The following is a 26,431-nucleotide window of genomic DNA, read 5'->3' on the forward strand; positions in this document are numbered from 1 at the left end:
GTGCTACCGAAAGTGAATTTTCTCATGTCCTTATCAACTGGAACTGGCCGGAACAATAATAATAACAGGCTCATCTTGAGGTTAAGCCTGGTCGCCCTTTGCCTGCTGGTTGCGGCAGGCTGCGCCGTGGGCCCCGATTACCGGCCGCCGCAGACAGAGGTCCCGAAAACTTGGGACGGCCAAAATATCGTCACGCCGGAGCAACCCAGCAAAACCACGAACCAACCGGTAGCCCTGGTGGATTGGTGGCAGGCTTTTAAAGATCCATCTCTTTCTTCCCTGGTGGAAATGGCGATTCGCGCCAATCTGGATGTGCGCCTGGCCGAGGCGCGTATCCGCCAGGCTCGGGCAGCCCTGGGAGTCGCGGGCGCGCCCCTCTGGCCGGGGGTTGAGGCCTCGGCGCTTTATGAGCGCAGCCAAGGCTCCAGCGAGACCGTAACCTCGGGAGGTCCCGCGCTGGCAACCGCCGGTGGGCTTCGGAAATTATTTCAGGTGGGCTTGGATGCCAGTTGGGAATTGGATATATTCGGGGGCACGCGCCGGAACATCGAGGCTGCCGGGGCCGATCTCCAGGCCGCAGTGGAGGACCGCCGCGACGTTCTCGTAACCCTGGTGGGGGAGGTGGGAAACAACTATCTCAACCTCCGGGGCTTTCAGCAGCAGATAGCCATTGCCCGCCAAAACCTGAAGGCGCAAAAGCATACTGCCGAAATCACCCGGAAGCGCTTTAATGCCGGCTTTGTGGGCGCCCTGGACGTAGCCAATGCCGACGCCCAGGTAGCCACCACCGAAGCCCAGATTCCGGGCCTAGAGTCCTCGGCCCGGGCAGCCGTTTACAGCCTGGGGGTGCTCTTGGGCCGGGAGCCCGCGGCCCTGGAAAAGGAACTGACCCAAGCCACTCCGATTCCTCCTACCCCCTTGGAAATTCCGGTAGGACTGCCTTCCGAGCTGCTCCGGCGCCGCCCGGACATCCGCCGGGCTGAAGCCCAGATCCATGCCGCCACGGCCCGCATCGGGGTGGCCACTGCCGACTTGTTCCCCAAGTTCTCGTTGACCGGCAGTTTCGGCTTTTCCAGCAATGACCTGACCAAGCTGGGGAATTTGAGCAGCAGTAAATTCTGGTCCTTCGGTCCCACCGTCACCTGGCCGATCTTCGCCGGTGGCCGCATCGTGTATAATATAAGAGTTCAGGATGCTCTCACCGAGCAAGCCCTGCTCACTTATCAAAAGACCGTGCTGACCGCGCTGAAGGATGTGGAAACCGCTTTGGTGGCTTACGCTAAGGAACAGCAACGGCGCAAATCTTTGGCCATAGCCGTGACCAATAACCGCAAGGCGGTGGACCTGGCCATGAAACTTTATGTTGCCGGCAAGACGGGTTTCTTGAACGTACTCACCGCGCAGCTTAACCTTTATACCACCGAAAACGCCCTGGTGCAGAGCACCAACATTGTGGACACCAACCTGGTTGCCCTCTACAAGGCGTTGGGCGGCGGCTGGGAAAACGCCTCTATGCCAGACCCTAAGGCGCAGGGATACATTGACCAACTGAAGCGGTTGTCCGATAAAAAAGTGAACCAGGAATAGCTTATCGCCTTTATCCCCCATTCCTTACAGGTTTTCTGATATGTCCGCGGAGCATCCCCAGGCCTCTGGCGCGGCGTTGTCCAAGGGCGCGGAGGTTGATCTTGCCATTGAAAAGCTGGCCTTTGGCGGCAAAGCCCTGGGCCGGGTGGACGGTTTCGTGGTGTTCGTGGATCATGCCGTGCCCGGACAAAAGGTGCGGGTGCAGATTACCCGGAAAAAATCCCAGTTCGCCGAAGCCCGGGTAGTCCAGGTCCTGGAGCAGTCCCCGGCATATGCGGCGCCCTTCTGCCCTCATTTTGGGCTCTGCGGCGGCTGCCAATGGCAAGATGTGGCTTATGCGGAGCAATTGTACTGGAAACGGCTCCACGTGCAGGAATGCCTCCGGCATCTGGCGGGCCTGAGTCCCGGAGATATCCTGCCGCCGGTGGCCTCACCGCAGCGTTATTACCGCAACAAGATGGAGTTTACCTTTGCGCCCCAGGCCTGGCACTCTACCGGCGACCAGGCGGTGGGAAGAACCTCGCACCATGGCGGCTGCGCCCTGGGGTTGCACGTGGGGGCCTCTTTCGACCAGATTTTCAACCTGGAGCACTGCTTTCTGCAGTCTCTCCAGGCCCCGGCCATAGTACAAGAGGTGCGAAGTTTATGTGGCAAAAGCGGCTTGTCGGCCTATAACACCCGAACTCAGCGGGGCTTCTGGCGATTTCTGGTGGTGCGGGAAGGCAAAAATACCGGCCAGACGCTGGTGCATCTTATCACCACCGACCAGGGCAAGCCGGCCGTGGTGGAGACCCTGGCCACTCTCCTGGTAGCCGCGTTTCCGGGTATTACTAGTGTGGTTCACTCCCGCAGCCAGAAAAAGGCTCAACTGGCCTATGGCGAGGCCAGCCGCACCTTATATGGACCCGGATATATTGAAGAGCAGATCAATGATTTGCGGCTGCGAGTCTCGGCACAGGCTTTCCTCCAGACCAACACCGCGGCTGCCGCAGGCCTGTATGACGCCATCAGACGGCTGGGAGAGTTCACCGGGCAGGAGACCGTTTGGGATCTTTACTGCGGCGCCGGCGCCATCGCCCTGTCGTTGGCCCCCCATGTGGCCCGGGTGGTGGGCTTTGAACTGATTGAAACCGCGGTGCACGATGCCTACCTCAATAGCCGACTCAACGGGATAGAAAATTGCCAGTTCCTGGCAGGAGATTTGAAAGAGCGACTCCGGGAGACCCATCGGGACATCCCCGGTCAGCCTGGTCCCGATGTGGTAATCACCGACCCGCCCCGGGCCGGCATGCACCCCCAGGTAGTGCAAACGCTCCTGGCGCTTGCCCCCCCGCGCCTCATCTATGTCTCCTGCAATCCCGCCACCCTGGCCCGGGACCTGGCCCTCCTCCAGGAGCACTACGATATCCTCAGCATCCAACCCTTTGATCTCTTTCCTCAGACCTCCCACATTGAATGCCTGGCGCACCTTACCAGACGCCATCCGGTTCCGGCCTAACGGCACTGTAATACTTCGAACAAACCTATGAAATTTTCTTGCCGTAGGGCAGAACCCTATAGTTAAGAAAATTATCTGTATATTCTTGATTTAAGAAGCAGCATACCTATTTTAAACTTAACGTTTGGTCCACGATCAAGGTGGACAGTGGACCTGGCTGTCGGCTCCTTTTGTGTCTATCTCGACCTAAACCCCGGATAGTTTGTGATTTTGGGATAGTCATGGCGAAGGCAAAACTAAGGAATTGACGGCGGCCAAAAATGATACTCATGTTTCCCGCCGGGAGAGCCGATCAATAATGTGGTGATCAGCGGTGATCTGCGTCTTGGCGAGGCAGGCGGGTAGGGCCGCCACATCAATTTTCATCCATTTACATCCATAAGGAGAATAGTATGCGTAAAAACATTAAGTGGTGGCTAACCGGAAGCTGGCTGGTGGTTGTGTGTTTGGCCCTCATCGGCTGCGCTACTGGCGGTTCGTCCATGACTCCGTGGGTGCCTGCGCCGCAAACGCCTGAGCAGTTGCTTTCCGCTGCTGGCTTCAAGCAGGTGTTCCCGACAACCCCGACTCAAAAGACGAAGCTGGCTAACATGCCTCAGAAGAAGATATTCTTAATCAGCCAGGGTCCCAAAGTCTACTATGTCTATGCCGACGCCAACGGCTGCGGTTGCATGTACGCCGGGAACCAGCGGAACTATCAGAAATTCCAGCAATTGGCTGCGGACTCCCAAATGATCGCCGAACAGTACGCTGCAGCCCAGATGAACGACTGGGATTGGGGCGGCTGGGGTCCAGGCTGGTGGGGTGTGGGGGAGACCGGCGAACCTGAATAACCAGGGGATTGCCCGGTAAGAGTTATTCGCTGCATAGGATGGGAGAAGCCTCAGTATCCACAGCGGGGTTGTGTCCCCCGGATTCCGAGGATGCTATGTGTAGGAACATCAAGACACTCTTTAACTTAGAGCCGCCTGTGACGGACGAAGAGATTCGCGCAGTCTCGCTACAATTCGTGAGAAAAGTGAGCGGCTTCCACAAACCATCGAAGGTAAACGAAGCTGCATTCCTGGCGGCTGTTGACGAGATAGCGGCAGTTTCCAGAAACCTCTTGAACTCCCTGGAGACAAAAGCACCACCGAGGGACCGTACAGAAGTGGCTGCCAAGGCACAAGCACGCGCAGTTCAGAGGCTACCCATCAGATGATGGTGGGGATATTCGAGGGGTCACATCACCCATTTAATCCCTTCTGGTTTCGACAGACGATACCCCTAGATATGGCTCTCCGATAACTTAAAAAAATGTTCAAATTGAGGGTGTAGGTTGGAAATAGGGTTGGAAAACAAAAAAGAGGGGTTAGGCCGATTGACCTAACCCCTTTGAAATCTTTGGGGTGAACGACGGGACTTGAACCCGCGACCGCCGGGGCCACAACCCGGAGTTATACTTTTCCCATCATTTACCATGACTACCCAAAAACCCTTGATTTAAGGACAAATCCTGATTTCTCTTTTCTCTTGACTTACCAGAAAATACCCTTATAATTGCCTCAGATGCGGGGAATAGTGCGGGGAATAAAATCACCCTTTGGAGCAGACACCATGCCACCTTTAAAAAGAATCAAGACCAATTATCCAGGGGTTTTTTACATCGATGGCGTTTCCACCGCCACCGGCAAACCAGAACGGATTTATTATATCCGCTACCGGAGAGCCGGTAGAGAAGTAGAAGAACCTTGTGGCCGTCAATATCAGGATGACATGACACCGGCCCGAGCCTCTCGTATCCGAGCGGAAAAAATAGATGGTAAGGCACCTTCCCGGCGGGAAAAACGGGAGGCAGAGCGCGCCATCAAGTGGACCCTCGACCGCTTGTGGCAGGAATACATCGGACCCAAGCCCGACACCAAAGGATTTCGGACAGACCGCTATCGCTATCAGAAATTCTTGCAAGCCACCTTGGGACCCAAGGAACCGCAAGAGATCACCATGATCGCAGTTCACCGTCTAAGAATCAATCTCAGCAAGACCTTGAGTGCTAAGACCGTCAAGAATGTGCTGGAATTGCTTGAACGCATTGTCAATTTTGGAACCAAAAAAGGGCTATGTGCTGGCCTGGGGTTCAAGCCGGAGCACCCCCGGATTAATAACCAACGTACTGAGGATTTATCACCGGAGCAGCTTGCAGACCTCCTGAGCGCCATTAATGCAGACCCCGATATACAAGCCGGCAACCTAATGAAGATGGCCCTGGTTACTGGTATGCGGCGGGGTGAACTTCTTAAACTGCAATGGCAGCACATTGACTTCGATAAAGGCTTTATCCATATCATCGATCCCAAAGGTGGCAAAGACCAGACCATTCCTTTGAATCAATCCGCAAGAGATATTCTTGAGAATCACCCCAAGGTTAATGACTCCCCCTTTGTTTTCCCTGGCCGTGGCGGTGGACAAAGAGTTGAGATGAGACGGCCCATTGACCGGATAAGAAAAGCGGCTGGACTACCGGCTGACTTCCGCCCCCTACATGGTTTGAGACACACCTTTGCCTCAATGCTGGCATCATCTGGCGAAGTGGACCTCTATACCCTTCAAAAGTTACTGACCCACAAAACCAGCGCCATGACGCAACGCTATGCACATCTGAGAGACGAAGGACTTAGGCGTGCCTCTGACTTGGCCGGAGACATGATTAATAAAGCCGTCGTGAACGGGGACCATCTTAAGGTGGTAGAGGATTAGCGTCTGACAGCAACATCGAGCAGGTGGCGGATGGGGAGTAAATAATAATTTTCACAAAACGGCTATCTATCGAAATAGTATTTGACTTTTAAGGTAAGTTGTGGTTTAATAATAATTCAGATGGTAATTATCGCCGTGAGCACACCGGTTTCCTTGACCATGTAACTTAACAACTAAACCCCAGGCACGCCGTGAGCACAACGGCCTTCCCTGACAATGTAGCTTAAAACTAAATATACGCCCAGGCAACGCCTTTTTAAAAGGGCCTCCCTGCGAGAAACAGCTTCAATGGCTGTTTATCCTTGGGGGCTTTTTTTTATTGCCCCCGACAAAAGAAGGGGCAACAAATGACCAGCGTTTCCGCACCATCCGATCCACAATCCCAACGTTACATCACCGAGCACGAAGTTGCAGCCCTGACCGGCCGCAAAGTCCAGACCTTGAGGAACGACCGGCACAAAGGCCGTGGCTTTCCCTACCGGAAATTCGGGCGCCAGGTCCGCTACTTCCTCCCCGAAATCTTGGCAATCATGGAATCCCACCGGATCGAACCGGAGGCCATGTAAATGCGGCCCTTGGGAAAGAAAAACCCCGGCCATGGCAGGACCGGGGTAAGGTGTGGGGTAACTCTGCAAAATCGTTACTTAAATAATAGCAGAATCTTCCTTAAAAATCAATTCCTTTCTTACGTGTTGGGTGTGGGGGTGGGCCATGCGTAACCTTCATGTTGACCATCTGGCGGACCTCCGTAAATCCGGTCTGACCGATGAAACCATCCAGGCCGCTGGTATCTACACCGTCACCCCTGGCGACATTGGCAAGAAATTAGGTGGCAACGATGGCGGGGTCGTTTCGATGCTTTGTTTCCCTTATCGTGAAAGCCATGAGCGCTTTAAATGCTTCTATGAGGAAGGGAAAAGCGGCCCCAAGTACCGGCAAAAAAAAGACACCCCAAACCATCTTTACTTTCCCCCTGGCGTTGACCTGAAAGGCGACTCTCCCCTGCTGCTGGTAGAGGGCGAGAAAAAGGCATTGGCATTGATGCAAGCCGGTTATCAAGTGGTGGGCATTGGTGGGGTCTGGAACTGGTGCGAGCGCGGCCAGGGGTACGAGCGTCCCAAAGAATCCCGCCCCATTGCCGACTTTGACCTCGTGAACTGGAAGCGCCCCGTCACCATTCTTTTCGACTCAGATGGTGTCAGTAACCCTAATGTGCGGCTGGCGGCCTGGCGGTTGGCCCGGGAGGTGGCGAGACGTGGTTAATGTACTGTTCTTCCCTACTGGCCCGAACGGTGAAAAGGTTGGTGCTGATGACTTCCTGGCGGCCCATGATCCGGCGTCATTGGCCGACCTGCTCAAGACCTCACGGCCCTATGACCCGGCCTTGAATGACCATGAAGCCGATATCTCTTGGATCCTCAGAGACATTACCCCGGAAAGCAGCACCTTTGACAAGCTGACTGCCCTTCTACCTCTTGCGCCCATCCTGGCAAAAATGACCCACCTTGAAGCGGGTGCGATGCTGGAAAAACTCAAGGCCAAATTCAATCTCAGAGCCAAAGACCTCAGCAGCTTAGAGGCGGACGTTAAACAGGCCCGGAAAAAAGCCAAGGCCAAGAAAGGCGACTCCGCAGCCCCGGCATTGAACGACCTGGAAGATGTGCGCCGTCTCCACGCTGCCATTGATTTTATTGGTGAATGTATGACCATCGGCTTCCGGGTTGACCTCCCCGACAACGACACCGGCCTACTGCTGGTAATTTCCGATGGTGAAGGGGTAAAAGTGGAGGTTGGCCCAGAGCAGATAGAAATGGGTGGACAGACCTACCAAGTCAAGCCGGGTGCCCCGCCGTTTCTCAGAGACGTATGGGGGCTGGACCTGCTCAAGTCATTCATGGCCCATCCTACCTATCCCAAAGAACTCTATAACAACCTCGTGGGGGCTTATAAGACCTACCTTGACCTACCCGATGCTGCTTATGGACTAATGGCGGCCTGGACAGTAGGCACCTACTATGCCCACCTGTTCACGGCCTTCCCCTTCCTTCACTTTCACGGCCCCAAGGAATCAGGCAAGAGCAAATCGTTAGAGGCTATGCGGTGCGTCTGTTTAAACGCATGGAAAGGGCGAGACATTACATCGGCGGCCCTGGGGGATACGGCGGACGGCCAACGGGGGACCCTGCTTCTTGACCAAGCCGAAAAACTGAACAGCGAACAGGAGACCGGAAACCTCATTGGCTTACTCGCGGACAGTTATAAGAAAGCCGGGGGGCAGCGCCGGGTAGTGGAGATCACCAAAGCCGGGCGGTCTGTTCTTGAATTTTCCACCTATGGCCCCAAGGCATACGCCAGCACCAAACCTCTTGACCTGGACTTGGCCGACCGATGTGTCCGAATTGCCATGACCCGGACCCGACAGAGACTTCCTGATTTGGAGGGGTGGGAAAAGATATGGGGTGAATTAAGAGACAAATTATATCGGTTCACGCTGGCATCATTCAAGACCGTTCGCCAGCACTATGAGGCGAACCCCGGCAACGGAACCCGGATAGGCGAACTCTGGCGGCCCATGCTGGCGGTGCTGTTGGCTCTGGGGGTAGAGGAAGGGGAAATCGAAGCTATCCGCACCCTATTCATGGAAGCGGCCCAGGAAGGCCGACATGAGCCTACCGGCTGGGAGTGCACCTTGTTAGAGGTGCTGCGGGATGAGGCCCGGTCACATAATGACAGATTCGAGATGACCGTCTCCGAAATTCTTAATGCTATGAATATCGAGGGCGATAAACAGCCGGGGGGAAAATGGGTGGGGAATACACTTTCTAACTACCATCTTTCTCAAGCCAGGAGACGAACCAAAAGTGAAGGCAAGAAGGAGACGGCCTATCAATTCAATCCGGCCCGCGTCAAAGAATTGTGTGAAATTTATTTAAGGGATACCCCCGGAAATGACCTGTCCCACCTGTCCCCCGGCGATAATACTAATAATTCTAATGAGTTTGAGGTGACACAAGAAAATCAAGGGACACGTCCCCACCTGTCCCCTTTGGGAACGGAAGGACTTGAAGGCCACGAGGGGACACGTCCCCCGGAAATGACCTGTCCCCCTTATGATGTTGATAACACTAAAGATAATGGCGGGGGACACGAGGGACACGAGGAATCGGGGGGTATCGAAGAAAAAAATCTCACTCTTTTTTCATGCAATGAGGTGGAACTATGAGCCCCGGCATCGAAGCGGTGAGGACGCTGGCAAAGATCGGTTATCGGTTCACGGTGAACGGGGAGAAGATCAAAGCCAAGTATCACGGCCCCGGCGAACCCGACCCGGACACGGTGCGGCCATTACTTGAGACGGTGAAGGAGCATAAACCGGATGTACTGGAATATCTAAGCAGACCGACTCCCCCAGAGCGCATCTTGACTTGCTTCGAGTGCGACCATTTCCGGCCCGCCGTCAGTTCCCCTAACCCGACTCAAGCCTTTGGGCGGTGTGAGAAGCGGAAGAAAGGGCGCTACGGCTGCGCTACGGCGTGCGAGGCGGCGCTGGAGGCAAAATCATGACCACTACCGTCACCGTCACCAGCCGCATTGAACTCACCGGCATACCCGAACGGGTTAGGGATACCATCGAGGCCAGGCTCACCTTCCCGAACCCAGCTTATGAGGACGCAGAGAAACGCGGCTATTCTACTTGGAATATTGCCCCGGAAATCAAAGGCTATTCCCTGGACGGCAATGTGCTCACCATGCCCAGAGGATTCACCCGGCAACTGGTGGGGATTCTCAAGAGTGCCGGGGTGCAATATAGGATAGAGGATCACCGGCGCACCTTGCCAGAGGTTGATTTTACCTTTCATGGGCAGCTTAAAGACTTCCAGAAAGAGGCCGTGGAACAAATGTTCAACCGTGACTTCGGCACCCTTGCAGCGCCTACCGGATCAGGAAAGACGGTTATGGCCCTGGCGATGATTGCTCGGCGGCGGCAACCGGCTTTAGTGGTGTGTCATACCAAGGAACTGCAAGAGCAATGGATAAGCCGGATTGAAACCTTTTTGGGAATCCCGGCTAACGAGATAGGGCGGATCGGGGGCGGCAAGAATCAAGTGGGGGGAAAGATCACCGTGGCCCTGGTTCAGAGCCTTTATAAAGTGGCCACAAATGTAGCCAGTCACTTCGGGCACCTGGTGATAGATGAATGTCACAGAGCCCCCAGCCGAACCTTTACCGAGTGTGTCACGACCTTTGACTCAAAATTCATGACCGGATTGTCTGCTACCCCGTGGAGAAGGGACAAACTCTCCCGGCTGATATTTTGGAGCTTGGGCGATCTGGTGCATGAGGTTGACAAGGCCGCATTGGTGGAAGCCGGTCACGTCTTACAAGCCGATGTTGTTTGGAGAGAGACAGATTTCCGGCCCTTCCATGATGCAAGTGCAGAGTATAGCAAGATGCTGAGTGAACTAACCCAGGACCCGGGCCGTAATGCCTTGATTGCCTCAGACGTAGCAAAGGAAGTGGGGAACGGCGGCGGCGTGTGTTTGGTACTGACAGACCGTAAAGCCCATTGCGAAACGCTGGCGGGCGTCCTGGTGGCCCGTGGCATTGCCGCGACTGTTCTTACCGGGGATATGCCCACAAAGGAACGTCAAGCCGTGGTGGAAGCCCTGAACGCCGGTCACGTCAAGGTCCTGGTGGCAACGGGGCAACTCATTGGTGAGGGCTTCGATTGCCGCGAGCTCTCCACGCTCTTCCTGGCGACTCCTATCAAGTTTAATGGCCGTCTCCTACAGTACCTGGGGCGGGTGCTCCGGCCGGCACCCGGGAAGGATAAGGCAAAAGTCTATGATTACGCGGACCCGGTTGGAGTGCTTGAGTGTGCGGCCCGGTCACGGCAACGGGTTTATCAAGCCCAGGAGAGAGCGGCATGAATAAGACCTCTATCACCATAGCCACCCCACACCGGCGGTCCTTCAGCCCGGAATATGTCCTATCCTTGGCGGAAACCCTGCGGGATGGGAGATTCAATTACAACTATCTTATCCGGGAGGGGTCCACCCTTCACCACCAAAGGAATAGCCTCTGCCGGGAATTTCTCAAAGGCCCGGGGGAATATCTGCTGTTCGTTGACAGTGACCAGTGTTGGATGGCCGAAGACGTAGAGCTCCTGATGGATGTTGACAAGGACATCGTGACCGGCTTGATTTTCATGAAGACCTATCCCGCCCAGGTGGAGATAGTACCTCTAAGCGGAAGCCTGAAAAGCCTCCCTGATGAACCGTTCGAGCTTGCCTCAGCCGGGACTGGATTTTTGCTTATCAGACGGCGGGTGCTGGAAGCTTTTTTCGAACGTAGGATATGGCCCTTTGACCCCCTGCCCATTCATCAAATACTCGACCCCACCGCACAAAACCCCGGCATCGAGGGGGACTTTCCGAGCGGCTATTATTGGGAGGATTTGTCTTTCAGCGTCAAGGCGAGGCAATTAGGGTTTTCCATCTGGTGTGAACCGCGGGCCAGGATCGGACACATAGGGCCACAGATTTACTTGCAAACGCCTGACCTGGCCAAGTGGTTCAAGAGTGTGGGCAAAGCGGGTTACGAGGGTTTTAGCGGAAAGGGCTTTGCCAAAGCCTGAAAGAAATTCGTTGTTTATATTTTGCATTTTCAAGGAGGGGTAAGATGTTTAAACCTGGAAAATCCGGCAATCCCAAGGGGAAAGCTAAGGGCACGTTACACAAGGCGACACGGGCAGCCCTGGCACTACTGGAAGGAGACTTGGAGGCCATTACCGAGAAGTTGGTGGAGAAGGCAAAAGAGGGCGACCTGATGGCCGTCAAGCTGATTCTGGATAAACTCATTCCGAACGCCAGGGAGCGGCGGCTGTCCATAAAGTTACCCCAGGTGGAGGGAGCAGCTAATCTTCCGGCGGTGCTGGAAGCGGTAGCCAGCGGGGACCTGACCCCCGGTGAAGGGCAGACCATCACGGCTATGCTGGAAACCTATCGGAAATCAGTTGAACTCAACGAAATCGAGGCCAGGTTGAAGGCCTTGGAGGGCAAGAAATGAGCCTGAAGAACTTGGAAGGCCGAATTGAGAAATTAGAGCGGGCGAGCGGGGGAGATAAGCCAGTTGTGCTTCTCGTTGTTATTTTAATCGCGTCCGATAATGCCGGAAATCGGGAAATCTTAACCCCCGAAGAAGAGGTGGTCTTACAGAAATATAAGGATGAGACAGTGGCCGCAGCGAAACCCGGTGAAGGGTTCATAATTGTGCACTGGACCAAGGATAAAGCCCAGGAGTTATTAGCCGGCCAGGATACCAGCAGCGAACCGACCTTAGGCGAAAAGGAGGGTATGGCATGAGCATAAAAAACTTAGAGGAACGTGTGGCAAAATTGGAGGAGAGCAGGAGCGATAAGATAGTTGTGATTCGCGTCGTTTACGAAGTGATCGGTACCTCGGAGGAAACGGAGGATGGCGAGTGGTCGGGCAATGCCAAAAAATTGGAGAGCTTTAGTCCTGAGGAGGAAGCGGTATTGCAGCAGTATCAGGAGGAGTTGGTCGCTGCAGCAAAACCCGGCGAGTACGTAGCCGTGTTCTGGACCCGACATAAGCTTCAAGAGTTGATGGCCCTGGCCCATGACCCTGCCTCGACAGGAGAGCCCCCAGGTTGAGGGTCTACAGGACAGGGTGACTTTCTGGGGGTGGGGGGTGGCACGTTTGGTGCCACCTCTTTGCATTTGAACTCTACTCCCTGACAGAGCCCCCAGGCTGGCTTATATTCACCCCCCTGCTCTTTCCAAGGTCGAAAAATGACTTACATGGCTGACGGCAGTAACAGATGCCTCAATTACCTCAATAGCTACTACCCCGCTGGGGATAAGGCTGAGGCTGAGGATACCCCCAGTTGTTATTGTTGGTCTGGAATTGACTATTAGGGTAGGACGATCCTGATGAGGCCGGCGGGACCGGGCCAGGGTTGGGAATCGGCGGCGGGAATCCTTGCCAACGGTTCACATCAGTTGAGGGGGACGATTGCGCCGAACCAAGATACTGTCCATTGCGGTCATAAAACTGTACCTGGGCGAAGGCGGGGACGGCGAGAGAGAGAATCAGGGACACAATGACTAAGGTTTTCATGGTGTGACCTCCATATCACTATTGAGACGATGATTTGAAAATGTCAAGGGAAATTAACCCCCTGAGAGCGCCAAGGCGGAGCGACGGCAGGGGAAGCGGGAATAATATGAACGCTTGATATTTTTACAGAAGTTATGGCATGGTGAATTTGTGAGAAATGGCCATAAAGACCGGATTACGGACATGGAAAAGGGGAGGATGGTAATGGCGGCACGACCATTGATAAAGAAAGTCCCCTGGCGACGGCGATTTGGGGACCTTAGTGCGGTGGCTGTATTAACGATAGTAATGTTTGGGATTGGAGGGGCGAGCTTAGCTATCGGTCAGAATGTATTCATTCACAATGGGTTTTATAAAGGCAATAATTACATGCAATTAGATGTAGAAGATAAGGCAAAATATTGCATGGGCTTGCTTGACGGCATACTTTTGTCTCCATTATTTGGTGCTAGTAAAAGCAAACTCTCGTGGCTTGAAAGCCGTGTTGATGGAATTGCAAATTATCAACTGGTCGCCATAATTGATAAATTTATGCAAGCACATCCTGAGCGTTGGCATGAGAATATGCATACCCTTGCCTATAGTGCCCTCGCTAATGCCTACAAAAAATGAGGCGCTCGTCATAGCCGAGAGTGCAAACTATGAATGAAGTTGTTTCAATCAACGAATCCGCAGCCTAGCCTACGCCATCCATAACCAGCGGAACCGGCGCAATCTAACGGAGGCGGAACTGCTCCGGTGTATTGAGGCCGTGGATAAGCGGCGGGAACGGGGGGAAGGGCAGGATAGGGTTGAAGGGAAGTTTCAACCGAAAGCATCACATGATGCTAACGGTAAGTCAGCCAAAAAAACCGCTGAGATAGTGGGGACCTCCCAAGCCACCGTCGAGCGTGCCCGGAACGTCCTCTCAGACCCGGAAGCCAAGCAAGCAGTAATGGCCGGCGAGAAGTCCATCAACAAGGCTTCCCAGGAAGCCAAGGCGAAGCGATACACCGTCACCTGCACACCAGAGCCTACCCCGCCGAAACGCAAGCCCTTGAAGCTAACATTAGTTTTTAAGCCGGAACCAGAGGGCGGCTTAGAATCTTTTCGCCATGCCCTATTTTATGCTATAAAAAGCACTTGACAAGCATATAAAGCTATATTAAGCTATATCAAAACTAAGCAGAGGGTGCCCATGCCTGAATCCCATGAACGTTATCTTTCTCCTGATGATGTGGCTCACAAGCTGAATGTGAAGCCCTTGACCGTACGGAGATGGTTAAAGAGCGGCAAGTTAAAGGGAGTGAAGGCGGGCCGCCTATGGCGGGTCTTAGAAAGCGAACTGGAAGCATTTTTAAAGGGGGGCGAGAGCGCAAAAGAATAAGCGGCCAAGAAACAGACCGGCCCGAGTGTTACAGCACAAGGACCGGCCCTAACCACAACCTAAACCTACATAGGAGGTTAAGTCATGGCTACAGATGATTCTATCACAAACAAATTACTCAATGAACAGTTGCAGGTTACCGAAAACCTCAAAGCTATCAGGAGTATTGGCGATTTGTTGTGCATGGCGGCGGACAGTGAGGGGCAAGGCCGCAATGAATTTAGCGAAGATACCCTTGCAGAGATCGGGTCTCACATTAATGCTCTCGCTACAGAGGGGCTGGTGATTATCGGTTATGAGGGACCTAAAGGAGAACCCGAACCAGAACCCCAGGCCGCACCCCCGGATCAATTACAACCTCCCGCGGGTTACGACCAAAACTCTACCAAACTCACCCCTGAAAATCTTGACGCCATTATGCAGAAAATGGCCAAACTCAAAACACAGATCAGCGTCTTTGTTGCCGCTTCCACGGGCCGGGATGAATTTGATTATGAAGGCTTCGCCATGACCATGGAAGATCAGTTTGCGGAGCTTTATGACACCTACCAGGAAGCCATAGGCGGCAAATGGAGATATCAACGTTGTAGTACCAGATAACCCACAACCGGGGCAATCATGGAAGACCTACCAAACCTCTTTCTAAATTTCGGCGGCGAAGTTATGGAGATAGCCCACCTTACCGGCTATACCCACGAGGCCCCGACTCATATACTTACCGAAGAAACTTTGATCCTCTTAGGGAAGGCCAGGGAAATGCTGAAATTGGCTAAGGACAGTTTAAAGACGGTTGGCCTAAGAGGGTCATTGCATTAACCCACAACCGGGGCGGGGTGCGAGCCCTGCCCCTACCTGCCCCAACTCCCCAATTTTATTGACTTTCCCCAAAAAAATGGCCTCACCTAAGCCCCGTAGAGCAACGATAACGGCTGGACCCTGCCCCTACTATTACCCCTTTTTTCGCTTAATTCGCTTTTTTCGCAGACCTACCCCACGAAATGATGGTGGGGTATGAATCACCCCTCGACTACCCCTTCGATATGGCTCTCCGATGGCTAAAAAATGCCTCAATTTTGGGTTGGGTGCGGGGAATAGTGCGGGGAACAAAAAAAGCAGGGTTAGGCCGATTGACCTAACCCCTTGAAATCTCTGGGGTGAACGACGGGACTTGAACCCGCGACCGCCGGGGCCACAACCCGGTGCTCTGCCAACTGAGCTACGCCCACCATCAGGCTATTTTGTAACACACGAATCGGCTCCTGGCAAGGCGCATATTGAAACGCGGCAAACCTCAATAGTCCATGACGGCGGCTTCGGCGTTCGCTGGTGTAGCATCCTTGCCTCACACCTTTACAATCTCTCCCGGAGCATATAAGGTAAAATTGTAGATCCCTTAAGGAGAGCTTATGTATCAGGCCAGGTTTTGGGAGAGCGCGGCTGATCAGAAAGTCCAGTGCTTTTTATGCGCCCACGAATGCAAAATCGATCCGGGGAAGCGGGGCCTCTGCCACGTCCGGGAAAACCAGGATGGCACCCTCTACAGCCTTAACTACAGCCGGGTCGTTGCCGAGAATATTGACCCCATTGAGAAAAAGCCCTTGTTCCATTTCCTCCCGGGCACCCGGTCCTATTCGATTGCCACCACGGGCTGCAATTTCATGTGCCTGCACTGCCAGAACTATGACATCTCTCAGTATCCTCGGGTCCATGGCGGCAAGATCTTGGGAGACGAGCGGGACCCCGAAGCCATTGTGGCCTATGCCCTGGCATCCCACTCGGCCAGCATCGCCTATACCTACACCGAGCCCACCATCTTTATGGAGTACGCCCAGGACGTGGCCAAAATCGCCCGGGAACAGGGCCTGCGCAACGTTTTTGTCTCAAACGGTTTCATGACCGAAGCTTCCGCCAACGCCCTGGCGGAGTTTATCGACGCCGATAATGTCGATTTGAAGAGCATGCGGGACGATTTCTACCGCAAGGTATGTAAGGCCCGGCTGCAGCCGGTGCTGGACACCATCACCCGGTTGAAGCAAAAAGGCGTCTGGCTGGAGGTGACGACCCTCGTCATCCCCGGACACAACGACTCCGATGCCGAACTCACCGACATCGCCCACTTCATCAAAGGGGTAAGTCCGTCGATCCCCTGGCACGTGACCGCGTTTCACCCCACCTTCAAAATGATGGACCGGCCCGCCACTCCGGTGGCCACTCTGCGCCGGGCCCGGGAGATCGGCCTGAAGGCCGGGCTGCGCTACGTCTATGTGGGTAATATCCCGGGGGAAGGCGGCGAGAACACCTATTGTTATTCCTGTCAGGAACTGCTCATCGAGCGCCTGGGCTATGCCATCAAGCGCTATAATCTCAAAGACGGGAAATGTCCCAAGTGTCAGGCCGAAATCGACGGGGTGTGGAAGTAAAGAAAGATTACCGGAAGTCTTTCAATCTCTCTGCAATACTCTTAAGCCGGGCTTCCCGGTCTGGCACCTGGACCAGATTATGCTCCAGGATATACCGGGAAACCAGCAGGGCCGCCAGGTGCTCGCCCTTGATGCTCCAGTGGGAATTGTGCTGCCAGTACAGGTCCTTCTCGGGGTTCAAGCTCGGCCGAGGTGTTTCATCTGCATAGCTGCGCATGAGGGGCAGCAGGTCAAGATAATCAATGCCTCGGGCTTTCAGAAACCGCGTCAGAACCCGGTTTGGCCGTTCCAGATCCATGTCCGCATGGGACGCCAAGAAGGGATAGACCTGGGTGTTGGTGGGGATCAGCACCACCAGAAGATTGGCCTGATCGGCTGCCGCTAAGTCTTTAAAGGCCGTCAAGTTCTGTAAATGGCGATCCCAAGACTTGCGGTTCCTCTCCTCCGGTTCAAAAGCCATAAATGTGTTGGAGACGGCGTAATCCAATTTATCTCCCGGCAAAATCCTCGCCAAGGTATCATTGATCAGGTTCATGATAATCAGGTGCTGATCCAAGGAGTACCTGATCATCTCCCCCAAACTTAATGGATAGGTGCCGCTAAAGAGCTTCTCCCGCAAGGTATAGCGTTTTGTCAATTTTTCGGTGAGGAGTTTATTGGTTTTAGGGTCCCGGTATTTAAGGGAATTCACCAGAAAACCATCCACCACCGTCAGGCCGGGGAAGGCGGTATCATCATTGAGGTCGTTCCAGAAGTACCCCACGATGATTAGGTGCGGCTTGTCCTGCACCTGCTTAATGACATCCTTGGCCTTTTCCAGTTCCTGGCCGGTGCCATATCCGGTAACGCCACATTTGAGGACCCGATAGTCCAATAATTTTTCGATTTGCGTTCCCCATTTATCCTGAAAGGGGGCAAAGCTGTGGGTAAAACTATCTCCTACGAGCAGGATGAACTGTTTGTCCCCTCGGTAGGGCTCATCGAAGCATCCCAGTTCATTGGACCAGATATGATACTCAGTGCGATTGTCCACGGACATGGGGATGCTTTTGACGTTGGGCTTGATGTCGAAGCCTTTAACCGGGTCGAATTGGTAATAGTAACGCAGGTGACGATCCCTGGTTAAAAGGTATCTATAGGAGGTAAAGTGGAGGGCGACCTCCAGGCAGGTGAGCGCCACCAGGAAGCTTAAAGCGATCAGACCGGCGTTGAGAGTCCATCTTCTCAGCCGGCTTGGCAGTTCTTGAGGACGACGGTGATCTAGCATACTGTTTGTGCTCTACATGACAAGGGCGACCCGTCGGGTCGCCCCAGCTTTGCCCCTGTGTCTCAGCGGGTCAAAGACCTCTACCACTCGATGCCGCGCCGGGCCTGCACCCCGGTTTCATAGTAGTGTTTCACGGGCCGCATTTCCGTAACCAGGTTGGCCAACTCCACCAGTTCAGGGGGCGCCTGACGGCCTGTCAGAACCACTTCCACCCATGGGGGCCGATTCCGCAAAACCTGGAAGACCTCTTGCGGGGGCAGGAGATTGAAACTTAGGGCCAGGTTGATTTCATCGAGAATCACCAAGTCGTGTTCCCCGGCCACGATGACCTGCCGGGCCAGGTCCCAGGCCTCCCGGATAAGGGCCAGGTCTTCTTCGTCCGGAGCCCGCAGGTTGACCAACCCGGGGCGTCCGAAGTGGCGTAGGGTCATATCCGGGGCCAGGCGATCTGCTGCCACCCGGGCTTCACCGGTATCCCGGCCTTTCATGAACTGCACCATGTAGACCTTAAACCCCTGGCCCACGGCCCGCAGCGCCAGTCCCAGGGCACAGGTGGTCTTGCCCTTGCCATCCCCGGTGTAAACTTGGATGAGGCCCGGGTTTAGTCGCGTTTCAGCCATATTGCTTCCTTTAAAGCACTAACCACTGACAACTGATCACCCTTTCAGCAACTCCCGGGCGATAATTACCCGCATGATTTCGTTGGTGCCTTCGTAAATCTGGCCTGCTTTGGCGTCCCGGAAGTAGCGTTCCATGGGGTAATCCGTGAGATACCCATAGCCCCCCAAGATCTGCACGCCTTCGTTGGCCGCGGCCATGGCCGCGTCGGTGGCAAATTTCTTGGCCATGGCGGCTGCGACCCGGTAGGGCTGCTTCTGGTCTTTAAGCCAGGCGGCCTTCAGGGTCAGGAGGTGGGCAGCTTCTAAGTCCGTGGCCATGTCCGCCAATTTCCATTGGATGGCTTGAAAATTCGCCACCGGCTGACCGAACTGTTGCCGCTTTTTGGCATAGGCCATGGCCTCGGCCAGGGCGGCCCGGCCCAGCCCCACGGCAATAGCCGCAGAGCCCACCCGAGCTGCGTCCAGGGCGCTTAGCATCACCGTGAGTCCCTTATTCTTCTCGCCCAGGAGGCTGGTTTCCGGCAGGAGGGCCTCGTCAAAAAAGAGAGGCACCGAAGCCGCGGCCCGCAAACCCAGCTTCTCTTCCCGGCTCCCCCAAGTGATCTCCGGGGTCGCAGGGATATCCACCACAAAGGCGCTGATCCCCTTGGCGCCCTGCCCCGGCTCGGTGACCGCGGCCACCAGGGCAAACCGGGCCTCGCCTCCGGAGGTGACAAAATTTTTGCCTCCGGTAAGCACCCAGCCGGCTTGGTCCCGGTGGGCCGCGCTCTTCATCCCCGCGGGGTCGGAACCCGCCTCGGGTTCGGTCAGGGCGAAGCAGGCCAGAACCTCGCCACGGGCCACCTGCGGCAGCCAGGCCTCCTTCTGGGCGGCGGTGCCAAACTGGGCCACTGAGCCCCCGAACAGGGTGTGGTTCACGTGGAGAATCAAGGCCGAAGCCGGGCAAGCCTGGGCCAGTTCCATTTGGGCCAGGACGTAGGCCACGGAATTCAAACCCTGGCCGCCGTATTCTTTGGGGAGGGCCAGGCCAAACATGCCTTCCTGGCCCCAGAGGTGCAGGATTTCCCGGGGGAACTGGGCCTCACGGTCAAGACGGGTGGACAGGTCTTTTACTTCCCGAGCCAGGCGCTGTGCCTTTTTCTGGACCGCCTGCTGTTCAGGTGATAGAGTAAAATCCATGCTATTCCCCTTTGCTGGTCATGGTCTTCAGGGCTATCATCCTATATTTGCTTAACTTGGTCAAGGCACTCGCAGGGAGGGGAACTTCTGCCGGGGAAGGAGAGATTATGCCGGCGCGGCCGCGCCGTCCGGTAATTAGGCACTGACTGGTTGGCAGTGATAGATAATTAGGTTACATTTTCACGTTAGTCATCAGATAATCGGATGTGCCGTGGTGAAACGTCGAATCCAATCTTTATTATGGAAAATGTAACCTCACAATTCCGGGTGGCCTTGGTTTTAGGAGGGGCCCGCAGCGGTAAGAGCCGCTATGGCCTGGGGCTGGCGGCGCATTGTCCTGCGCCGCGTCTCTTTGTGGCAACCTGCGAACCCCGGGACGCCGAGATGGAGGCCCGTATCGCCGCCCATCAGACCGAACGCGGCTCGGATTGGACTACCCAGGAGGTCCCGGTGGAATTGACGGCAACCTTAAGCGCCGCCCAGGGTCACTACGGGGTCATCCTGGTGGACTGCCTCACCATGTGGGTATCCAATCTTTTGCTGCAAGAAGGCGCTCCCCAGGGACGTATTCAGACCGCCTGTGAGGGTCTGGTGGAGTCCTTACAAAAGACCGTTACTCCCATCATCCTGATCAGCAACGAGGTGGGGATGGGGATTGTGCCGGATAATCCCTTGTCCCGGGAGTTTCGGGATCAGGCGGGTTGGCTGCATCAGCGCCTGGCCCAGGTGGCGGATCTGGTGGTCCTGGTGGTGGCGGGCGTGCCGTTGCTCGTCAAGGTGAGCGATTTTTTACGGGGACAGCCATAATCCGGCTTGTTGTTTTTTGCTGAAAGCTGATTGCTGATAGCTGATAGCTATTTTATGAACTAAGGACTTATTGCTTATGATGACGGAATTGTCCCAAATAATTTCCCAGATTGAACCTGTTGATCTCACCTGGGTGGAAAAAGCCCAAGAGCGCCTAGACTCCTTGACCAAGCCCCGGGGTAGTCTGGGGCGCCTGGAAGAGCTGGCGGCCCGTTATGTGGCCATCACCCGGGAGCCGATGGCTCCTCTGGAAAAGAAATGGGTGGTGGTCTTTGCCGCGGATCATGGGGTGGTGGCCGAAGGGGTGAGCGCCTATCCCCAGGATGTCACCTACCAAATGGTCCTGAATTTTCTCCGGGGAGGCGCGGGGATCAATGTTCTGGCCCGCCATGTGGGGGCCCGGGTGGCGGTGGTGGATATCGGGGTCAACCACGATTTCGGCCAGATGCCCGATCTCATTGTCCGAAAGGTGGCTTACGGCTCCCGGAATATGGCCCAGGAGCCGGCTCTCACCCGGGAGGAGGCCATCCAAGCTCTGTTGGTGGGAGTGGAACTGGCGGAGCAGGCCACGGCCTCGGGGATGGATGCCATGGCCGCAGGCGACATGGGCATTGGCAACACCACGCCTGCTGCGGCTCTGGCTTCGGTCTTTACGGGTCGACCTGTGGCCGCGGTCACCGGTAAGGGCACCGGTATCGAGGATCAGACCTTGCGCCACAAGATCGCGGTGATTAACCGGGCCCTGGCCCTGCACAAGCCCAGCGCCGAGGACCCGGTGGGGGCGCTGGCTGCGGTGGGCGGCCTGGAGATTGCGGGCATTGCAGGTCTCATCCTGGGAACCGCCGCGGCCCGGCGGCCCCTCATGCTGGATGGCTTTATCGCCACCGCGGGTGCGCTGGTGGCCGCGGCCCTGGCCCCGGCCGTGACTGGGTACCTCATCGCCGCACATCGTTCCGTGGAACCGGGGCATCAGATCATGCTGGATTTTCTGGGGTTGAAGCCTCTGTTAAACTTCCAGATGCGCCTGGGTGAAGGCACCGGCGCAGCCCTGGGGCTGAACCTGCTGGAAGCCGGTGTGAGGATTTACCGGGAAATGGCCACCTTCGGGGAGGCCGGGGTGGCCGAGAGCGAGTAGTGATCAGTGATCAGTGGTCAGTGGTCATTATTTGAGACTAGAGCAACCTGTAAAACCCTCGATTGATAAGAGGCGAAAACTGAAAACTGAAAACCGATTACTGATCACTGATTACTGATTACCGATAAATCTGTAATTCTTTGGCAAACAGCTATAAATGAAAAACACCTTTCCCCTGGCCCTCACCTTTCTCACCAAGCTCCCCTGGCCCTGGCCGGGTCCGGCGGACGAATCCGCTCTGGCCCGGTCCATGTTCTGGTTTCCCTGGGTCGGGGCATTACTGGGTTTGGCGTTCTGGGGAGCTTGGACGGGCCTTATAAAAATTCTGCCGGGGCCTGCGGCTGCGGCGCTCCTGCTCGCCTTCAGCGTTTGGATCACCGGCGGCCTCCACTTAGACGGTCTGGCCGATACCGCCGACGGTTTGGGTGGGGGACACACCCCGGTGGCGGCGCTGACCATCATGAAGGACTCCCGGGTGGGCGCCTTCGGGGTGATCAGCCTCATCGTGGCGCTCCTTTTGAAATTTTCCCTGTTTTTCTCCTTTGCCACCACCCCCGGGGGCGCCGGCGCCCTTTTGCTTTACCCGGTGATTAGCCGCTGGGGCATGGTTCTGTTGGCCTATCTGTCACCTTATGCCCGGCCGGAAGGGGGCCTGGGGCGGGCCATGACCCTGGGAGTAAGCCGCCGGGTGGCGGCCTGTGCCAGCCTCAGCGCCGGAGCCTTATCGGTCGCAATCATGGGCCTCCCGGGCCTGGTAATCTTTGCGGTTGCGGGGGTCGCTGTCTGGCTGGGGAGCCTCTATTTTCAGAAGCGTTTGGGCGGCATCACCGGCGACATCTTGGGGGCCACCAACGAAGGCCTGGAAGTCCTGGTCCTGACCGGGGCGCTGCTGCTGGGCTATGGCTATTTTCATTCCCTCCTTTTCTAATAAAGGGGAGTGGGGTGGATTAGATAACTGTCTGATAACCCTTTTAATATTATTAATGGCGCCGAGCCCGCCTTAGCAGTCTCAGCCTTCCAATTTGGAAAAATTTTGATAAAATTAAAAGGTTAAGGAAAGAGTAATCGGGGCCGTTTCTGGTCCCGCTACTCCCGAGTCAAGGTTCCCGAGAAGAAATGAGGAGGTTACGATGTTACCGGATAGCGTAGATCTTAAAACCAGATTAAAAGGATTACAGGACCGCATAGAAACCCTTCGAGGTCATCTTTGATCTGGCGGGCAAACAGGTCAGACTGCGGCATTTAGAAGAATTGATGGCCGCGCCGGAGCTCTGGGACGACCAGGCCCGGGCCGCGGACATCCTCAGAGAACGGGCCTCGCTCATCCAGGCGACGGAAGAATATGAGGCGCGGCGCAAACAACTGGAGGACCTCGAGCTCCTCTTGGATATGGCCCTGGAAGAAGCGGACCAGCAGGCCCTGAAAGAAGTGGTCAGGGACCTGACCGCCATGGAGCGCGACTTCTCCGACTGGGAGCTCAAACTGCTCCTGGGCGGCGAAGAAGACGAGAAGAACGCCATCATCACCATCCATGCCGGGGCCGGCGGCACCGAAGCCCAGGATTGGGCCGAGATTCTGACCCGCATGTATCTGCGCTACGCTGAGCGCAAAGGGTTTAAGGCCGAGACCATCGATCTGCTGCCCGGTGACGAAGCTGGGGTCAAGAGCGTCACTTTCACTCTGAGCGGTCCTTACGCCTTCGGCTTTATGAAAAGCGAAAACGGCATCCACCGCCTGGTGCGCATCTCGCCTTTCGACGCCAGCGGCCGCCGCCACACCTCCTTTGCCGCGGTGCAGGTCCTGCCCGAGGTGGACGACCGCATCGAGATCGATATTCAGGAGAAAGACCTGCGCATCGACACCTTCCGGGCCAGCGGCCCCGGGGGCCAGCACGTTAACAAGACCTCATCCGCGGTTCGCCTCACCCATATACCCAGCGGCATCGTGGTTTCGTCCCAGACGGAGCGCTCCCAGCACCGCAACCGGGAACTGGCCATGAAGGTGCTCCGGGCCCGCCTCTATAACTTGGAGAAGCGCAAACGGGCTGAAAAGAAACAAGAACTACAAGATACCCAGAAAGATATCTCCTGGGGCAGCCAGATTCGCTCCTACACGCTCCAGCCCTACCGCATGATCAAAGACCACCGCACCAAGCATGAAGAGGGCAACGTGGATGCGGTCTTAGACGGCGACTTGGACCGTTTCGTGGAGGCCTATCTGCTTAATCCGGGGGAAGAATAAGAATCTTGCCAATGCCACGAATCGTAAAATAGTCAATTCTGTAGCCGCGAGCTTTAGCAAGCGCGGGCTGAAGCCTGCGGCTACCCTATTTTCCCTACAGGATTGCTCATGGACCGATGCGATGCTCTATAACCGTTGCGCCGAGGTGGATGAGAATTTTTGGCGGGATTTGGCCCAGGCCGATCCGGAGGACATCCTCCGCCGCACCGGCGTCCGTCGTCAAAAGAATGTCTTGCGCTTCTCTTTCTTTAATCAAGAAGCGGTGGTGGATTTGGACCAGAAACGGGTTTTCCGAACCGCGACACCCGAAGAGGAGCCGGGTTTCCGGCGCTGCCTGGTCACCTTACTTTTCCTGCTTTTGGTAGATACCGCAGGGTTGGGGCCGCCCTCCAGTCCCATGGAACTGACCGGGGCCACCACTTTTTTCCAGAGCCGCGGGCCCCATGCCATCCCGAGCGCCCCCCTGGAAGAACGGTTTGGCCGGGACCTATCCGGTTTTTTAGAGGCCGGCCGTCGTCTGGGCGGCGAACCTCGTGACCGCGGTGACGGCGCTTTTGCCTTGTCGGTTTATCCGGGACTGAGCGTTGAAGTAACTCTCTGGGAAGCGGATGACGAGTTTCCGGCCCAGGTGTCTTTCACGGTACCATCCGGCCTGGACCGTTTCTGGCAACTGGATGCGGTGTTGGGCCTCATGGGCCTGGTGGTTAAGGAACTCCTCAGGGTGGCCGCGCCAATGGCCGGTTAGCCTGGATAGTGTGCTAAGCCGGGCCTTTGGCCCCGATATCATTAATTTTCGTTGGGGCGGGTGGCGGGAAAACTTCGAATGGCCCGCAAAAATCGAAAACCTCGATATCTTCAAATACGACGATACCAACACGCTTTCTTATCGTAGTTGCCTTGAATCGCCTGATAAACATTCCAGCCATTTTATTCTTGAATACCAAGCACCACTAAAGCAAGACGCACAGAGCACCGATAGCTGAACATACTCCCCCGGTCTGCTGCTACCGGTGGATCAGTATGAAGATCAGGGAAATGGCCCACGCCAGCGAAAACAAGATTGGGGCACCCAGGAGATAATATTTGGACGGCATACAACCCAAAACCTGGAGCCACACTGGTGCTTTCTTCTCGGCGGCCTCGGTTTTTAATATCTGAAATTTCGGATTATTGACGTGTTCCGGCTTCGAAGCAATTTCGTTGGCTTTGGCTTGCCATACCTTCTGAAACAAGCTGGTTCTGCCAATGGATAAAACCCAGATAAATGAGAATACCGCACCGGCTAAAAAGATAAACCAATTTTTCGGGATAAAGCCCCCGGCTAAATTTAGGGCCGAGACGAGCAAGCTATTGACCACAAGAAGCACCTGGAGCTTGTTCGTTTTAATCGGATTTTCTTTGGCCCAGAGGTCTATATAGGCCTTATATGCCGCATAATCGTTTTCTTCTTCACTCATGAGCAATCAATCCCCTGTTAGCTTTCGTTCTTACTCCCACCCGGCCCGGGCGGGCTATTTCGGTTTTCAGGTGCTGCCGGGTTCGCAGGCCACCTCGGTAAGGGGCTCCGACAGGTGTTCGGCCTGGGAGCGGATGGCGTCTTGGGCACTCGCATCCACGAGTTTTTCCCCATAAAACAAGGCCCCTTCGGTGTAGGGGGAACTCTTGAAACCGGTGTAGCGCTTGAGCGCGGCACGGTGGAAGCCGGCTTTAAGCAGCAAGCCCAGGAAATCCATTCCCGGGATGGCCCCGCCGATTCACTGGTACCAGTTGGCAACCTGATCTTGCCGGTCCGAGGGCAGCGCCGCCACCAGGACCATATCCGCGAGCATGAGGCGGCCACCGGGTTTCAAGACCCGGTGGGCCTCTTGCAGCGCCTTGGCCTTATTGAGGGTGAGGTTGAAGACGCCGTTTGAGATCACTGCGTCAAAGTCGTTGTCCGGGAAGGGCAGGGCCTCGGCGTCGGCCACCTGAAAACTGACCTGGGGCCAGCCCAGCCGCGCCAGGTGGGCCCGGGCCTGCTGGAGCATGGCGAAGGTGACGTCGATCCCCACCACCCGGCCGCCCGGCCCCGCCAGGTGAGCCGCTACCAGGGAGTCCACCCCAGCTCCGCAGCCGATATCCAGGATTGCGTCCCCGGGATAGAGGGGACCCAGGCCGAAGGGATTGCCCACACCGCAGAAGGCGGCCAATATCTCCGGAGGAAAATCCCGGAGGATCTCCAAAGGATAGCCTTGCCGGGTCATCCCCTCTTTCCCCGTGGGGTATTTAAAGCAACACCCGGCCCCCTCTACGGCCACCTTGGCATACTTCTCCAGGATGCCGGTACGAATCTGGCGGATTTCTGCTTCGGTCATTTCAGGACTCATGGTTTTCCCTTTAAAGCTTTTTGTAGGGGGGGACCTGCGTGTCCCCCCTGAGGCGCACACACAGGTG

The 26,431-nt window shown here is 55.6% G+C and carries 31 protein-coding genes and 1 tRNA gene; 24 read left to right on the plus strand and 8 right to left on the minus strand.

Annotation, left to right across the window (positions count from 1 at the left end; translation table 11 throughout):
• The first annotated feature begins 24 nt into the window (after positions 1–24).
• The 14 genes from WC600_03245 (at position 25) to WC600_03310 (ending at position 12,497) form a co-directional block, all read left to right on the plus strand.
• Positions 25–1,587 carry an efflux transporter outer membrane subunit gene (locus WC600_03245; protein MFA4901741.1) on the plus strand — a complete coding sequence of 521 codons (1,563 nt, stop codon included), beginning with the start codon at positions 25–27 and terminating at the stop codon, positions 1,585–1,587.
• 40 nt (positions 1,588–1,627) lie between these two features.
• Positions 1,628–3,085, plus strand: a complete 1,458-nt coding sequence (rlmD, locus tag WC600_03250; GenBank protein ID MFA4901742.1) for a 23S rRNA (uracil(1939)-C(5))-methyltransferase RlmD — start codon at positions 1,628–1,630, stop codon at positions 3,083–3,085.
• Between the two features lie 392 nt (positions 3,086–3,477).
• Positions 3,478–3,918: a hypothetical protein gene (locus WC600_03255; protein ID MFA4901743.1), complete on the plus strand. Its 441-nt coding sequence runs from the start codon at positions 3,478–3,480 to the stop codon at positions 3,916–3,918.
• 95 nt (positions 3,919–4,013) lie between these two features.
• Complete coding sequence (locus tag WC600_03260) at positions 4,014–4,286, plus strand: DUF2277 domain-containing protein (protein ID MFA4901744.1); 273 nt, start codon at positions 4,014–4,016, stop codon at positions 4,284–4,286.
• A 395-nt stretch (positions 4,287–4,681) separates the two neighbouring features.
• The gene (locus WC600_03265; GenBank protein ID MFA4901745.1) at positions 4,682–5,821 is read left to right on the plus strand and encodes a site-specific integrase; all 1,140 of its coding nucleotides are present in this window, start codon (positions 4,682–4,684) and stop codon (positions 5,819–5,821) included.
• Between the two features lie 347 nt (positions 5,822–6,168).
• The gene (locus WC600_03270; protein ID MFA4901746.1) at positions 6,169–6,387 is read left to right on the plus strand and encodes a hypothetical protein; all 219 of its coding nucleotides are present in this window, start codon (positions 6,169–6,171) and stop codon (positions 6,385–6,387) included.
• Between the two features lie 145 nt (positions 6,388–6,532).
• Positions 6,533–7,084: a DUF3854 domain-containing protein gene (locus WC600_03275; GenBank protein MFA4901747.1), complete on the plus strand. Its 552-nt coding sequence runs from the start codon at positions 6,533–6,535 to the stop codon at positions 7,082–7,084.
• Entirely contained in the window at positions 7,077–9,044 is a 1,968-nt protein-coding gene (locus WC600_03280; GenBank protein MFA4901748.1) for a hypothetical protein, read from the plus strand. Before WC600_03275 ends, WC600_03280 begins: the two co-directional genes overlap by 8 nt.
• Positions 9,041–9,385, plus strand: a complete 345-nt coding sequence (locus WC600_03285) for a hypothetical protein (GenBank protein ID MFA4901749.1) — start codon at positions 9,041–9,043, stop codon at positions 9,383–9,385. The genes WC600_03280 and WC600_03285 overlap by 4 nt, the downstream gene beginning before the upstream one ends.
• A complete protein-coding gene (locus WC600_03290; protein ID MFA4901750.1) occupies positions 9,382–10,752 on the plus strand; it encodes a DEAD/DEAH box helicase in 1,371 nt (456 codons plus the stop codon). The genes WC600_03285 and WC600_03290 overlap by 4 nt, the downstream gene beginning before the upstream one ends.
• The gene (locus tag WC600_03295) at positions 10,749–11,459 is read left to right on the plus strand and encodes a hypothetical protein (protein MFA4901751.1); all 711 of its coding nucleotides are present in this window, start codon (positions 10,749–10,751) and stop codon (positions 11,457–11,459) included. Before WC600_03290 ends, WC600_03295 begins: the two co-directional genes overlap by 4 nt.
• 44 nt (positions 11,460–11,503) lie before the next feature.
• Positions 11,504–11,890 (plus strand): DUF5681 domain-containing protein, encoded by a 387-nt coding sequence (locus tag WC600_03300; GenBank protein MFA4901752.1) that lies wholly within the window; start codon positions 11,504–11,506, stop codon positions 11,888–11,890.
• Positions 11,887–12,186 carry a hypothetical protein gene (locus tag WC600_03305; protein MFA4901753.1) on the plus strand — a complete coding sequence of 100 codons (300 nt, stop codon included), beginning with the start codon at positions 11,887–11,889 and terminating at the stop codon, positions 12,184–12,186. The genes WC600_03300 and WC600_03305 overlap by 4 nt, the downstream gene beginning before the upstream one ends.
• Positions 12,183–12,497 (plus strand): hypothetical protein, encoded by a 315-nt coding sequence (locus tag WC600_03310; GenBank protein ID MFA4901754.1) that lies wholly within the window; start codon positions 12,183–12,185, stop codon positions 12,495–12,497. Before WC600_03305 ends, WC600_03310 begins: the two co-directional genes overlap by 4 nt.
• 181 nt (positions 12,498–12,678) lie before the next feature.
• Here the strand turns inward: WC600_03310 and WC600_03315 are convergent, their stop codons facing one another.
• On the minus strand, positions 12,679–12,963 hold the full coding sequence (locus WC600_03315) for a hypothetical protein (GenBank protein ID MFA4901755.1): 285 nt from the start codon (positions 12,961–12,963) through the stop codon (positions 12,679–12,681).
• Between the two features lie 204 nt (positions 12,964–13,167).
• Here WC600_03315 and WC600_03320 point away from each other — a divergent pair, with 204 nt between their 5' ends.
• The 4 genes from WC600_03320 to WC600_03335 all read left to right on the plus strand — a co-directional run bounded on the left by WC600_03320 (position 13,168) and on the right by WC600_03335 (position 14,929).
• Positions 13,168–13,575, plus strand: coding sequence for a hypothetical protein (locus WC600_03320; GenBank protein MFA4901756.1), 408 nt, complete (start codon positions 13,168–13,170; stop codon positions 13,573–13,575).
• A gap of 250 nt (positions 13,576–13,825) precedes the next feature.
• Positions 13,826–14,089, plus strand: a complete 264-nt coding sequence (locus tag WC600_03325; protein ID MFA4901757.1) for a hypothetical protein — start codon at positions 13,826–13,828, stop codon at positions 14,087–14,089.
• A 51-nt stretch (positions 14,090–14,140) separates the two neighbouring features.
• Positions 14,141–14,329, plus strand: coding sequence for a helix-turn-helix domain-containing protein (locus WC600_03330; GenBank protein MFA4901758.1), 189 nt, complete (start codon positions 14,141–14,143; stop codon positions 14,327–14,329).
• Between the two features lie 84 nt (positions 14,330–14,413).
• The gene (locus tag WC600_03335; GenBank protein MFA4901759.1) at positions 14,414–14,929 is read left to right on the plus strand and encodes a hypothetical protein; all 516 of its coding nucleotides are present in this window, start codon (positions 14,414–14,416) and stop codon (positions 14,927–14,929) included.
• A gap of 550 nt (positions 14,930–15,479) precedes the next feature.
• Here the strand turns inward: WC600_03335 and WC600_03340 are convergent.
• A tRNA-His gene (locus WC600_03340) sits at positions 15,480–15,555 on the minus strand.
• Between the two features lie 180 nt (positions 15,556–15,735).
• Between WC600_03340 and amrS the strand changes: the two genes are divergently transcribed.
• Positions 15,736–16,749 carry an AmmeMemoRadiSam system radical SAM enzyme gene (gene amrS / locus WC600_03345; GenBank protein ID MFA4901760.1) on the plus strand — a complete coding sequence of 338 codons (1,014 nt, stop codon included), beginning with the start codon at positions 15,736–15,738 and terminating at the stop codon, positions 16,747–16,749.
• Between the two features lie 7 nt (positions 16,750–16,756).
• Here the strand turns inward: amrS and WC600_03350 are convergent, their stop codons facing one another.
• The 3 genes from WC600_03350 to WC600_03360 form a co-directional block, all read right to left on the minus strand.
• Positions 16,757–18,016 carry an SGNH/GDSL hydrolase family protein gene (locus tag WC600_03350; protein MFA4901761.1) on the minus strand — a complete coding sequence of 420 codons (1,260 nt, stop codon included), beginning with the start codon at positions 18,014–18,016 and terminating at the stop codon, positions 16,757–16,759.
• Between the two features lie 80 nt (positions 18,017–18,096).
• Positions 18,097–18,636: a cob(I)yrinic acid a,c-diamide adenosyltransferase gene (cobO, locus tag WC600_03355; protein MFA4901762.1), complete on the minus strand. Its 540-nt coding sequence runs from the start codon at positions 18,634–18,636 to the stop codon at positions 18,097–18,099.
• A gap of 36 nt (positions 18,637–18,672) precedes the next feature.
• Entirely contained in the window at positions 18,673–19,815 is a 1,143-nt protein-coding gene (locus WC600_03360) for an acyl-CoA dehydrogenase family protein (protein ID MFA4901763.1), read from the minus strand.
• A gap of 240 nt (positions 19,816–20,055) precedes the next feature.
• On the opposite strand from WC600_03360, the gene cobU reads away from it, so the two are divergent.
• The 5 genes from cobU to WC600_03385 all read left to right on the plus strand — a co-directional run bounded on the left by cobU (position 20,056) and on the right by WC600_03385 (position 24,743).
• Positions 20,056–20,622, plus strand: a complete 567-nt coding sequence (gene cobU / locus WC600_03365; GenBank protein MFA4901764.1) for a bifunctional adenosylcobinamide kinase/adenosylcobinamide-phosphate guanylyltransferase — start codon at positions 20,056–20,058, stop codon at positions 20,620–20,622.
• Positions 20,623–20,698: 76 nt separating this feature from the next.
• Positions 20,699–21,757, plus strand: coding sequence for a nicotinate-nucleotide--dimethylbenzimidazole phosphoribosyltransferase (gene cobT / locus WC600_03370; protein ID MFA4901765.1), 1,059 nt, complete (start codon positions 20,699–20,701; stop codon positions 21,755–21,757).
• 157 nt (positions 21,758–21,914) lie between these two features.
• The gene (gene cobS / locus WC600_03375) at positions 21,915–22,685 is read left to right on the plus strand and encodes an adenosylcobinamide-GDP ribazoletransferase (GenBank protein MFA4901766.1); all 771 of its coding nucleotides are present in this window, start codon (positions 21,915–21,917) and stop codon (positions 22,683–22,685) included.
• A 202-nt stretch (positions 22,686–22,887) separates the two neighbouring features.
• Positions 22,888–23,998 (plus strand): peptide chain release factor 2 gene (gene prfB / locus WC600_03380; protein ID MFA4901767.1). Its coding sequence is split into 2 segments (ribosomal slippage): positions 22,888–22,965 and positions 22,967–23,998, totalling 1,110 coding nucleotides; the frame shifts between segments, so codons are not numbered across the junction.
• 121 nt (positions 23,999–24,119) lie between these two features.
• Positions 24,120–24,743: a DUF3786 domain-containing protein gene (locus WC600_03385; GenBank protein MFA4901768.1), complete on the plus strand. Its 624-nt coding sequence runs from the start codon at positions 24,120–24,122 to the stop codon at positions 24,741–24,743.
• A 259-nt stretch (positions 24,744–25,002) separates the two neighbouring features.
• Here WC600_03385 and WC600_03390 read toward each other — a convergent pair whose 3' ends face one another.
• The 3 genes from WC600_03390 to WC600_03400 all read right to left on the minus strand — a co-directional run bounded on the left by WC600_03390 (position 25,003) and on the right by WC600_03400 (position 26,364).
• Entirely contained in the window at positions 25,003–25,455 is a 453-nt protein-coding gene (locus WC600_03390; protein MFA4901769.1) for a hypothetical protein, read from the minus strand.
• Positions 25,456–25,521: 66 nt separating this feature from the next.
• The gene (locus WC600_03395; protein ID MFA4901770.1) at positions 25,522–25,731 is read right to left on the minus strand and encodes a hypothetical protein; all 210 of its coding nucleotides are present in this window, start codon (positions 25,729–25,731) and stop codon (positions 25,522–25,524) included.
• A 21-nt stretch (positions 25,732–25,752) separates the two neighbouring features.
• A complete protein-coding gene (locus WC600_03400; protein ID MFA4901771.1) occupies positions 25,753–26,364 on the minus strand; it encodes a methyltransferase domain-containing protein in 612 nt (203 codons plus the stop codon).
• Positions 26,365–26,431: the final 67 nt, after the last annotated feature.

It is taken from the genome of Desulfobaccales bacterium (genome assembly GCA_041648175.1).
Taxonomy (GTDB): domain Bacteria; phylum Desulfobacterota; class Desulfobaccia; order Desulfobaccales; family 0-14-0-80-60-11; genus 0-14-0-80-60-11.